A 10,758-nucleotide genomic window follows, 5' to 3' on the forward strand; every position below is an offset into this window, starting at 1 on the left:
GGACCGGACCGTCAGGGCGTGTACTTGTAGCCGACCCGGCGCACGGTCTGGATCCGGTCCCGGTGCTCCACCCCGAGCTTCCGGCGGAGCCGGGCGACATGGACGTCGACGGTGCGCCCGTCGCCGACATGGCCGTAGCCCCAGACGGTGGTCACCAGCTGGTCCCGGGTGTGCACCCGGTGCGGGTGCGCCACCAGATGCGCCAGCAGCTCGAACTCCAGATACGTCAGATCGAGGGTCCGTCCGTCGACCTCGGCGATCCGCTCGGCGGGGTCGATCCGTACCGGACCCTCCTCGACGCCGAGCAGGTCCACACCGCCCCGGGCGGGGGCGGGGGCGGTCTGCTGCTCGACGGGGACGAGGACGAGATAGCCGAGCATCGGCGGACGGCCGGGCAGCTTCGGCACGTTGTGCTGGGGGGCGGGCAGCCAGGTGGCGCCCGGCGGCAGGAAGTCCGCCACATTGACCGGGGTCGCGAACGGAACGACCTCGTCGCGGTCGACGGCGCGCAACCGGGGCGCGGTGGGCAGCGCGGAGACGCCGGAAACGGGGGAACCGGGGGAGACAGCGGAGATGGGGCGAGGTTTCGCCATGAGAGGTCAGCTCTCTTTCGCGCGGAGGAGTCGTCGAGTCATCGGGGACGGACGTACGTCGTGCGCGCTGGCCGAAGGCCGGAATCGAACGGCTTTAGAGGGCCCGCGCGTTCACCGCGGGTCGACACACCCGGTCGAAGTCGTGGTGCTGCCGGGAAGGCCAGAACGGCTCAAGGTCGCAGGGACCTGTCACGGGGTTCTCGAAGCCGACCATGGGGCTCATTGAATCAGAAGATCCGGACCCGAACGAGACCAGTTCTCGTCTAATGAGACGAGCGTCTCACAATTGACCCCCGTGCCTCAGCGCTCCCAAGAGGCACGGGGCGATGGGTGTTTGACCCGCCGGGCGGGGGCGGTGCCGGGGTCTTTGGGGCGGACCGTGTCGCACGGCCGGGGCCCGGCGGCCCGGCGCCGCGCCGGGCCGGACGACCCGCGCGACGGCGTGGGAACCACCGCGTCCGGCCCTCCCCACCCGTACCCTCCAGCCGCTTCCCACCCGTACCCTCCCTGGCTTCACCCCACCCACCGTCCCGCCCACTCCCGGGTAACGGCGGGGAGCGGGCGGAGCGGCCGGGCACGGGGGAGTAACCGGGAACGGCGGAGGGGCGGTGCTCCCCCTGGGAAACACCGCCCCTCCATCTCACCCGCTCATCCCGGGCTCACCCCTGACCCCGGGCCTATCCGGCCGGCTCAGACCTGCCCGGCCTTCTCCAGCGCCGTGCAGCAGGTGTCCACCAGCAGCCGGGTCACCACGTACGGGTCCACGTTCGCGTTCGGGCGCCGGTCCTCGATGTACCCCTTGCCGTCCTGCTCCACCTGCCACGGGATACGGACGGAGGCGCCCCGGTCCGAGACGCCGTAGCTGTACTCGTTCCACGGCGCGGTCTCGTGCAGTCCGGTCAGCCGGTCGTCGATGCCCGCGCCGTAGTTCTTGACGTGGTCCAGCGGCTTGGAGCCCTCACCGAGGGACTCGCAGGCGGTGATGATGGCCTCGTAGCCCTCGCGCATCGCGCGGGTGGAGAAGTTGGTGTGCGCGCCCGCGCCGTTCCAGTCGCCCTTCACCGGCTTGGGGTCCAGCGTCGCGGTGACGTCGAAGTCCTCGGCGGTGCGGTAGAGCAGCCAGCGCGCCACCCAGAGCTGGTCGGCGACGGTGACCGCGGGCAGCGGGCCCACCTGGAACTCCCACTGACCGGGCATGACCTCGGCGTTGATCCCGGAGATACCGAGCCCGGCGGCCAGACAGTTCTCCAGGTGCGCCTCGACGACATCACGGCCGTGGATCTCGTCGGCGCCCACACCGCAGTAGTAGCCGCCCTGCGGCGCGGGGTAGCCCCCGGCCGGGAAGCCGAGCGGGCGGCCGTCGGCGAAGAAGGTGTACTCCTGCTCGATCCCGAAGATCGGCTCCTGGTCGGCGAACCGCTCGGAGAGCGCCACCAGCTCGGCCCGGGTGTTGGAGTCGTGCGGGGTCATGTCCGTGTTGAGGACCTCGCAGAGTACGAGGATGTCGTCGCCGCCGCGGATCGGGTCCGGGCAGGAGTAGACCGGCTTGAGGACGCAGTCGGAGGCGTGGCCCTTGGCCTGGTTGGTGCTGGATCCGTCGAAGCCCCAGATCGGCAGTTCCGCGCCATCGGGGAGGATCTTCGTCTTGGAACGGAGCTTGGCGGTCGGCTCGGTGCCGTCGATCCAGATGTACTCGGCCTTGAAGGTCACGGTGGGTTCATCCTTTGCGGAGGTCGCGTGCCTGAGTTGCGACGGGTGCGTGCGGCTCGGTGAAGCGGTGAGGGTGGTGAGCGTGCGGGGGCGGGGGCGCGGCGTGCGCCTTCTGGCGCAGCCTCGCAATGTCCGATTTCGATGCCGTTGCCCGTTGGTGAACCCCGTGTTACGCCGGGGTCGGGGGAGGGCCTCCGGGCGGGTGGGGGACGCATGGCGCCGGAGCGACCCTCCATGTCTCGCCATGCGGACATTCGTCTCACCTGGAGAGGGTGGTCCGCCGTCTGTACGGCACGGAGACCGGCGCGGAGACGAGACGTACGGACCGAACGCGGTGGGCGGCGGGAACGCCACCGGACGGTCCCCCTCACGCGAGGGTCAGGGTCTCCCTCCCCCGGCCGGAGTCTCCCTCGCGCGCCCTCTCGCGGTCGGGGTCTCCCTCGCACACCCTCCCACGGTCGCGGGGTGGCGCGGCTGGGCAGACTGGGGCCATGACCAAGACCGTGAATGGGCTGCGTTATGGACTCTTCGGCGCGGGACCCTGGGCGCGACTGACCCAGGCGCCCGCCCTGGACGCCCACGGGGGCGTGGAGTTCGTGGGGGTGTGGGCGCGCCGGGAGGCGGCGGCGCGCGAGCTGGCGGAGTCGTACGAGGTGCGGGCGTACTGGGGCGAGGACGGCGTCGACGCCCTCCTCGCGGACTGTGACGCCGCCGCCTTCGCTCTGCCGCCGGACGTCCAGGCCCCGCTCGCGGTCCGCGCCGCCGAGGCGGGCCGCCATCTGCTGCTGGACAAGCCGGTGGCGACGACCGTCGAGGGGGCCCGCGCGGTCGCGGACGCCGTGGACCGGGCGGGTGTCGCCTCGGTTGTCTTCTGCACCCTCCGGTTCGCGGACGAGACCGCGGCCTGGGTGGACGAACAGTCCCGGCACGACGGCTGGTTCACGGCGCACGCCCAGTGGCTGGGGTCGCTCTTCGCGGCGGGCTCGGAGAGCCCGTACGCGGCCTCGCCGTGGCGGCGCGAGAAGGGCGGACTGTGGGATGTCGGCCCGCATGTGCTGTCGGTGCTGCTGCCCATTCTGGGCGAGGTCACCGAGGTGACGGCGGCCGGTGGCCCGGACCACACCGTCCATCTGGTGCTGCGGCACGCCTCGGGGGCCTCCGCCACGGTCACGCTCACCCTGAGCGCCCCGCGCGAGGCCACCGGGGCCGCGGTCGAACTCGCCGGTGCGCGGGGCCGGTCGCGGATGCCCGCCTGGAGTGATCCGGTGACGGCGCTGCGGCTGGCGATCGATGAGCTGGGCCACTCGGCCCGTACGGGAGCGCGGCACGCCTGCGACGTACGGTTCGGGCTGCGGCTGACGGAGATCCTGACGGAAGCGGAACGCCAGCTGGGCTGAACGGAGGCGAGGGCTCCGCGCGAGGAGCGGGCCCGGAGCCCTCGTACCACCGCCCCGCGTCCCCTCAGCGGCGTCCCGTCACCGACGTCCCGTCACCGACGTTCCGTCAGCGGCGGCGGAGGGCCTCCCGCACCGTGTCCTCGTCGCGCGCGACCACCGCCGTGCCGTCCTCCGCCGTGATGATCGGCCGCTGGATCAGCCGGGGATGGCGGGCGAGGGCGTCGATCCAGCGCTCGCGCGTGCCGGTGTCCCGCGCCCACCCGGCCAGCCCGAGGGCGCGGGCGTCGGGCTCCCGGGTACGGGTGATGTCCCAGGGATCGAGCGCGAGCCGGTCGAGGACGGCGCGGATCTCGTCCGCCGTCGGTACGTCCTCCAGATAGCGCCGGACGGTGTACGAGGCCCCCTCGGCGTCGAGGATCTCCAGGGCGCCGCGACACTTCGAACAGGCGGGGTTGATCCAGATCTCCATGGGGTCACCGTACCTCTCGTATGCCCTCTGGCCAGGGCCGATTGTCAGTGGCCGCCGATAGAATGAACAGTAGTTCGAGATGGTCGAGCCAGTGTGTCCGGTTGTCCGCCGAGGGGGCGGACAGCCGCTGAAACCGGAGGTCGCCGATGGCCGTAGCCCGAGTGACGAGGAAGCCGACGAACCCCGACCGGACCACCCACCAGCGTGCCCACCACCCCGGCCGGAAGAAGCCGCTCCCGGCCGGACAGCCCCGCGAGTGGTACGAGAGCCACAACCGGCGGCTGAAGGCCATGCGCCTGACGATCGCCCTGCTCGACGCGGGCGTCTACCACCCCTCCACCGCCGACAACACCAGGATCCGCGCCACGGCCGACCGGATAGGTGTCCACCGGCCCTCCGACACCACCTGCCGGATGGTCCGCGCCCTGATCCGCTACGGCCGCTGACCGGCCGCACACCGACGGCGTACGCGAGGGTCCTGCCGCCCGCCCCCGAGCCCTGTTCCCGCGAGGGGTGGGGCGGGCGGCAGGACCCTCCGTCCCCCGCCGCACCGGTGTGCCCTCAGTGCGGGATCCCGTCGATCAGCTCCCGCGCCCCCTGCCGCAGCAGCGCCACCGCCACCGATGTCCCCAGCGTCGCGGGATCCAGCGGCCCGGCCCACTCATGGGCGTTGAGGACCCGCTTGCCGTCGGGGGTGAAGACCTTGGCCCGCAGCGACAGCTCACCACCGCGCTCGGCCCGCGCGTATCCGGCGATGGGGGAGTTGCAGTGGCCCTGGAGCACATGGAGCAGCATCCGCTCGGCGGTCGCCTCCCGATGGGTGTCCGGATCGCCGAGCCCGCTGACCAGGTCGATGGTGGCGGAGTCGTCCGCGCGGCACTGGAGCGCCAGGATCCCGGCCCCGATCGGCGGACACATCGCCTCCACCGACAGCACCTCGCTCACCACGTCCGTCCGCCCGATCCGCTCCAGCCCCGACACCGCCAGCAGCAGCGCGTCGGCGTCACCCGCGGCCAGCTTCTCCAGCCGCCGGTTGGCGTTCCCGCGCATCGGCACGCACTCCAGCCGCGGATGCGAGGCGGCCAGCTGCGCGACCCTCCGCACCGACGAGGTCCCCACCCGCGCCCCGTCCGGCAGCTCGTCCAGCCCGAGGCCCCCGAGATGCACCACGGCGTCCCGGATGTCATCCCGCCGCAGGAAGGCGGCGAACGTCGTCCCGGCGGGCAGCGGCCGGTCCGCCGGAATGTCCTTCACACAGTGCACCGCCAGATCCGCCTCCCCGGCCAGCAGCGCCGCGTCCACCTCCTTGGTGAACGCCCCCTTCCCGCCGAGCCGCGCCAGATCACCCATCCAGCGGTCCCCGGAGGTGGTGACGGGCACGACCTCGGTCCGCACCCCGGGCGCGTGCCGCGCCAACTCATCTCGTACACGTTCGACTTGGGCCAGGGCCATGGGTGAGGAACGGGAGACGATACGGATCAGCTCAGGAACAGACATGCGGACACGATAGGGGGCGTGGACCCAAGGTCATTCCACCTCGCGGGTGTTGCCGTGAAGACCATGGCCGAATCGCCCTCCTGGACGCGGCCGCCGACCTGCCGGAGCGGGCCCGGGAACCGGCTGGAAGCACACCATCTGGCGGAGAGACACCGAGTCGCCGCTCGGACCCGGCCAACCCGAGCTGGCCCGAGGCCGCGCCAGGAACGTGCCTACCGGATCTCAGGGGCAGCCGGCCTCAGCCCCTCACCCCCGCGGCACCCGCGCCAGCGCCGCCCTGATGGTCTCGGCCGGATCCGGGACGGGGACGCCGAGCTCCCTGAGCAGCTCCACGACGCGGGTGATGCTGGTGTCCCGCTCCACCGCGGTGCGGTGCAGATACTCCAGCGGGAAGTCGCTGGCCTCGGGCATCCCGCCGTCGTCGAAGAGGTGCGCGCGGATCAGCCGGAGAGCGGTCCGGGACGACAGCCCCTTCGGCAGAGCCGTGTGGGAGGTCGCGATCCCACAGGCGCGCAGCCGTCGCGCCACGTCTGCCGGCTTCTCGCCCAGCCCTCGTGAGGCCATGAGGACATGACTGAACGGGACGGTGTCGTCCGTGTACGTCTCCCACCACTCCAGGGGACTCGACTCCGTGAGGAGTTCCGCGTCCAGGCTGGTGGGCCGCTGCGGTACCGCCACCGGGATGGTGAACCCGTAGGCGCGCATCCGCCGGATCTTGGGCCGAAGCATGCCGAGGTCATCGCAGTGGTGGAAGATCTCCGCATAGGCGAGCGGGCGGGACGGCCGGTAGAACGCGGACTCGTAGTCGCTGCCGAGCAGCCAGAGGTCATCGGTCGTCGCGTCCTCGGGGAAGACCTCGGGCCCGGGGATCCCGAAGGCGCGCAGCCGGACCAGGACCTCCGCCGGGGTCAGACCGAGTTTCCGCGCCACCTGGAGCACCTGCCCCGGCGGCGCCGGCCGCCCCGCCTCCAGCCAGGGCGTCCTTCCGTCCGCGTCCGCACTGAGCAGCAGGAGTGTCTCCTGGGACAGTCGGCCGGAGAAACGGAAGGGAGCGGTAGGTAACCCGCGGGCCTCGATCCTGCGGCGTACCTCGGCCACCGGCAGACCGCACCGGAGGCCCGCGGCGACCAGATGACCCGGCGGCACCACGGCACCGGGGGAGAGACACCCCGCCGTCGGCCGCTCCGGATCCACCAGGAGCAGGGGCTCCTCATCCGCCGCCTGGACCAGCGCGAGAACCTCCTCCGGTACCTGGAACCCGAAGCCGCCCAGCAGCCCGGCCGTGGTGGCGGCGGTCTCCCCCATGCGCTCCGCGGCCCACAGGAGGTCGGTGCTCGACAGGGGTTCGTCCGGGGTGAGACGGGACTCGCCGCGGTCCCTGAAGACCCTGCCGACCGCCGGGGTGAGCCGGGCGTCGTCGGCCCAGCGCCGGGGGTCGAGCCCGGGAGAACCGAGGGCGGTCAGCTGGAGTGCCAGGTCCCGCGCGCAGCGGCCCGACTCCTCCACCACCGCCGCGACGTCCCCGAGCCCCGGGGAGACACCCCACTTCCCGGTGCGCCCGCCTCCCCGGCCGAGCTGGAGCAGCCACTGGTCGGACGGTCTCGCCGTCCGTACCTTCCCCGTCTCCTCGATCTCAGGACAGGGCTCGGCCAGCGTCGCCAGCACACCGGGTGGGCGGTGCGCGAGCAGCCGCCAGAGGTAGATGTGGTCGGGCGTGTCACCGCCCACCCTGGTCAAGGGCAGCGTGACGTAGGGGCCGTCGTCGAAGACGTCCTGGGGCAGCAGGGAGTAGTCCCCAGGGAAGAAACCGGTGTCAGGCGTACCGAACGTCACCCCCCGGAACTCCATCCCCCGCCCCGCCGCCAGCAGTCGCGCGGCGATCAGGTCCGCGAGCGGAATGCTCCCGTCGGCCACCCGGCACAGCCAGGCGAACCCCGGCACCGCGGCCTCGCTCTCCGCGAGGACGTCCGCGGCCCCCTCCAGCAGCTTCCGGACCGGCGTGCTGACATCGTCCAGGACATGCCTGCGGTCCACCGAGAGCCGGGCCGGGGACCAGGGACCGCTGAGGTTGACCACCACGCCGATCAGCCCGGACCCCTTGGCCGACAGCACCCCCGTATGCGTCTGCGGTTCGACGAGCAGTCCGTCCACCAGCAGTGCCCCACCCTGCTCGCACCAGATCACCTGGGCGCCCTCGGGACAGTCCCGCGCGGGCACCTGCTGACCATGGGCGTCGAGGGCGAAGCTCCGTGAGGTGGAGCGGCTGGTGTCCTTCCGGACCCGCAGCACCCCCGCCTTCCACACACGCGTGCGCGCCTCCCCCTCCCGTACCACCGTCCGGAACTCCGCGATCCCCAGCACCCGCTCCAGCACCTCGGCACAGGACCACACCGCCGGATCGACATCCGCCCGCAGATACAGCCGCACCCGGGTCCCGGGCCGTCCCCGCCGGGCCGCCCGGACGATACGGAAGAGATGGCCCGGGCCGCAGATCGACGCCTCGTAGACCGCGCCGGGCACCCCCTCGCGGTCCATCCGGCAGGTGCTGACCCGGATCTCGTCGGCGAGCATGAAGTAGCTCAGCACCCCGATCCCGAACCGGCTGTTGGGATAGAGCGTCACGGGCGGGTCCAGCGCCTCCCACCGCTCCCGCTCCAGCCGGAACTCCAGCTGCTCGGCGAAGCGCGCCCCGGCGTGTGAGAAGACCCCGCGCAACTCGGCCTCGCCCATGCCGACGCCGTTGTCCTCACACTCCAGATAGGCCCGTCCGGCCTCGTCCACGCCCTGGGTGAAGGTGATCTCACCGGTGTACGGGGTCGGGACGCCCGTACGGTCCAGGTACTGGCCGCGCGCCCGCCGGTAGCGGCAGGCGTCCAGGGCGTTCTGGTACAGCTCCCGCACCGCCAGATCGCGGTCCTTGTACAGCTCGATCCCCATCGCGAGGTCGAGCACCCGCCGCCCGTCGCTGCGGAACTTCGCGTACCCGTCGAACGTGCCGCCGCTCGGGACGACACCACCGTCGGAGAGCCGGACCGGCAGCGGGGGCATGGGCTGGGTGATCCGTTCGCGTACCGCCCTGCGTACGGTGTCGAGCAGGGTGTCCGCGCGGGCCGTGTACTCCCGTAACCCCTCCACCACGGCCTCGTGGTGACACTCGGCGCGCAGCACCGGCAACTCGGGCGAGCCGCCCCAGCCCGCCCCGGTGAGCGTCCGCCGCAGCTCGCCCAGGTCCACCGGGTACGGAATGGCCAGATGCTCGGCAACGATGTCGGGCAGCCCCGTCATCTCCACCGACATGGCGTGCGCGACCGCCAGCACCAGGGCCACCCGCTGGAACCGGATCTGCTGGTGGCCCGGCCCGCAGCGGACCCGTTCGTCGGCGGGCAGCAGCCGCAGGAACTCCGGATGACACACATCGGGGCCCCGGCGCAGCCCGTGCAGCAGGGCCGCCACCCACTCGGGATCCAGCGCGTCCCCCAGCGCCCGCGCGTCCTCGCCGTCCGGACCGGGCCGGGCCAGCTCCCCGAGCAGCTCCGCCACCGACTCCCCGCGCGTGAACTCCCGCCGCTGGGTCAGCCAGCGGTGGAAGAGCCACCATCCGACCAGCGGCTCCGCGCCGGGATCCCGCCGGGCGCGCTGGACGAGGACCTCGCCGCCCTCCATGAACACCTCGAACGCCCGGCGCTCACCCCCGGCCCCACCGCCGGGCGCCAGCACCCACGGCCGCACCCCGGCCAGTTCCACCGCCCGCCGTACGTAATGCGTCCGGTACAGGAACGGCGTCAGCACCAGCAGCGACGCCTCGGCGGGATACAGATCGAGCCCCTCGCCCCGGCCCGCCTCACCGAGCACCCACTCCACCTGGTCGAGCAGCCGGGTCGCGACCGACCCATCGCCCCAGGGGTCCCCTTTCAGCTCCCGCTCAGCGGCGTCCCGTATCCCGGACAGCCGTCCGGCGACCGAGACCACCCACCGCCGGTGCTCCCCGTACTCCCGCCCGGCCGTGATGTGCTCCCACACCGGGGACCCGGCCGCCCGGCGCCCCCACTCCTCCGCCGGGACCACTGACTCCCCGGCCGGCGGGCCGCCCTGGTGCACATGCACCGTCCCGATCGACTGCGCCTGCACCACGGCCCCCGTGATCGCACCCCCACCCACCACGTTCCGCCCGCCACCGTCACCCACCGTGCCCACCCCACTTCGCCGTTCCCCCGCCGAATCTAGACCAACGCGCACCCCCTCCCCGCCCGCTCCCGGCGGTACGGCCGGTACCCGTACGGCCGTTCCCTCATCCAGGTCTCCGCGATCGTGAGGAAAGTGCGGATCCCCGGAGGACGCCCGTTCCGCTCCGGCAGAGTGTCCGGACGCGGTGCGCGCGAACGGGCGTGACCCGGGCGGGTGGACCGCGCTCACCAACCGTCGAACGCGCAGGAGGATGCGGTGTCCCGTTCCGTTCCCTGGCAGGAGTGGTTGTCCACCGGTACCGAGGCGGTCCAGGAGGAGGTGGTCCGCCGGTATCAGGCCACGCCCGAGGGCGTGGCGTATCTCCCCGCCATGATCTGGGGGACGCTCCAGACCGAGGCGTACGCCACCGTGATCCTGGGCCAGGTGGTCGAGTTCCTGGGCATCCCGGACGATGCGGCGGCGGGAGTCGCCGCGCGCATGCGGCGCCAGCGGGTGCTGTACGACGGCGAGCACCGCTACGACGTCGTCCTCGGCGAACAGGCCCTCTACACGGACATCGGCGGGCCGAAGGTCATGCGCGAACAGATCGACCGGATCCTCCGGGACATCGACCTGCCCTCACTCACGCTCGGCGTCGTTCCCACCTCGGCGCGCGTGAACATGCACCCGGTCCATGCCTTCAACATGTACGGCGACGAGGTCCACGTCGAACTGGTCTCCTCGGGCCTGACCGTCACCGAACCGGCTGAGGTCGCCCTCTACCGCAAGGCGTTCGCCAGGATGCGCGAGGCGGCCCTGCACGGCGACGCCGCCAAGGACCTGCTGCGCACGGCACGGGCCTTCTGGGACGGCGCTTCCTAGGGGGAAGATCTCATGACCGAGGGCCGTCACCTCCACGGGGAGGTGA

General features: G+C 72.4%; 8 protein-coding genes. 3 read left to right on the forward strand and 5 right to left on the reverse strand.

The window, feature by feature from the left end; all coding sequences use genetic code 11:
* Window positions 1-11: 11 nt before the first annotated feature.
* Both ACFVIM_RS27950 and glnII read right to left on the reverse strand, forming a co-directional pair.
* Window positions 12-593, reverse strand: coding sequence for a winged helix-turn-helix domain-containing protein (locus ACFVIM_RS27950; RefSeq protein WP_384306841.1), 582 nt, complete (start codon window positions 591-593; stop codon window positions 12-14).
* A 690-nt stretch (window positions 594-1,283) separates the two neighbouring features.
* Window positions 1,284-2,303: a glutamine synthetase gene (glnII, locus tag ACFVIM_RS27955; protein ID WP_384306844.1), complete on the reverse strand. Its 1,020-nt coding sequence runs from the start codon at window positions 2,301-2,303 to the stop codon at window positions 1,284-1,286.
* 491 nt (window positions 2,304-2,794) lie between these two features.
* Here glnII and ACFVIM_RS27960 point away from each other — a divergent pair, with 491 nt between their 5' ends.
* Window positions 2,795-3,700 carry a Gfo/Idh/MocA family protein gene (locus ACFVIM_RS27960; RefSeq protein ID WP_384306846.1) on the forward strand — a complete coding sequence of 302 codons (906 nt, stop codon included), beginning with the start codon at window positions 2,795-2,797 and terminating at the stop codon, window positions 3,698-3,700.
* A gap of 106 nt (window positions 3,701-3,806) precedes the next feature.
* Here the strand turns inward: ACFVIM_RS27960 and ACFVIM_RS27965 are convergent, their stop codons facing one another.
* Window positions 3,807-4,169 carry an ArsC/Spx/MgsR family protein gene (locus ACFVIM_RS27965; protein ID WP_384306849.1) on the reverse strand — a complete coding sequence of 121 codons (363 nt, stop codon included), beginning with the start codon at window positions 4,167-4,169 and terminating at the stop codon, window positions 3,807-3,809.
* 146 nt (window positions 4,170-4,315) lie between these two features.
* Here ACFVIM_RS27965 and ACFVIM_RS27970 point away from each other — a divergent pair, with 146 nt between their 5' ends.
* Entirely contained in the window at window positions 4,316-4,615 is a 300-nt protein-coding gene (locus ACFVIM_RS27970) for a hypothetical protein (RefSeq protein WP_384306852.1), read from the forward strand.
* 115 nt (window positions 4,616-4,730) lie between these two features.
* Here the strand turns inward: ACFVIM_RS27970 and hemC are convergent, their stop codons facing one another.
* Both hemC and ACFVIM_RS27980 read right to left on the reverse strand, forming a co-directional pair.
* Complete coding sequence (gene hemC / locus ACFVIM_RS27975; protein ID WP_384306854.1) at window positions 4,731-5,666, reverse strand: hydroxymethylbilane synthase; 936 nt, start codon at window positions 5,664-5,666, stop codon at window positions 4,731-4,733.
* Between the two features lie 246 nt (window positions 5,667-5,912).
* Window positions 5,913-9,797 (reverse strand): ATP-binding protein, encoded by a 3,885-nt coding sequence (locus tag ACFVIM_RS27980; protein ID WP_384306857.1) that lies wholly within the window; start codon window positions 9,795-9,797, stop codon window positions 5,913-5,915.
* A gap of 309 nt (window positions 9,798-10,106) precedes the next feature.
* Between ACFVIM_RS27980 and ACFVIM_RS27985 the strand changes: the two genes are divergently transcribed.
* Window positions 10,107-10,712 carry a DUF5753 domain-containing protein gene (locus ACFVIM_RS27985; RefSeq protein ID WP_384306860.1) on the forward strand — a complete coding sequence of 202 codons (606 nt, stop codon included), beginning with the start codon at window positions 10,107-10,109 and terminating at the stop codon, window positions 10,710-10,712.
* Window positions 10,713-10,758 lie beyond the last annotated feature (46 nt).

The sequence above is a fragment of the Streptomyces sp. NPDC057638 genome, from assembly GCF_042800315.1.
Taxonomy (GTDB): domain Bacteria; phylum Actinomycetota; class Actinomycetes; order Streptomycetales; family Streptomycetaceae; genus Streptomyces.